The 473-nt window shown below is 61.3% G+C and carries 1 protein-coding gene; it reads right to left on the bottom strand.

Going from position 1 to position 473, the window contains the following annotated elements; genetic code table 11:
- Positions 1-129: 129 nt before the first annotated feature.
- Positions 130-473: hypothetical protein (locus EOA19_RS35070; RefSeq protein WP_245486474.1), on the bottom strand; the 344-nt coding region annotated here is incomplete at its 5' end.

The raw sequence follows: 473 nt of genomic DNA, 5'->3' as shown, positions 1-473 counted from the left end.
CATCTCGTTCTCCGAGGTTGGGACGATAGCCATCCCAATGGCGGTGCCGATTGACTCTTCGCGTTGTTGGAGGCGCGGAAAGCAAGCGCAAGACTACCCGGTTGCGTCGCGACGTCAACTTTCCGCCCGTTACTGGGTGGATTCCGCCTTCGCGACGACGAGCTTGCCTTTGGCGCGCGAGATTTCGAGCGTCTGGCCGGGTTTTGCCAACTCGCCCGGGACCGAGATCACCATCGCCTGGCCTTCGGTGAGGGTCGCGACGAAGCGCACGGGCAGGTTTTCTTCGCCCGCCGCCATCGTGGTGACCACCCGATAGCCGTCATCGGCCTCGGTGTAGTAGACGACGCCGTGAAAGTTGCCGAGATCGACGGTCCCACCCTGACGGGCCGTGAGTTCGCCGGCAGAAGCGGAACTTGCCGCAACGCAAAGCGCTGCAAGAGCTGTGTATCTGAACATCGTTTTTCTCTCCATTT

This window comes from Mesorhizobium sp. M7A.F.Ca.US.010.02.1.1, assembly GCF_004023085.1.
Lineage (GTDB): Bacteria > Pseudomonadota > Alphaproteobacteria > Rhizobiales > Rhizobiaceae > Mesorhizobium.
The sequence above is the reverse complement of the archived record's forward strand: the minus strand, read 5'-3'. Positions and strand labels throughout refer to the sequence as shown.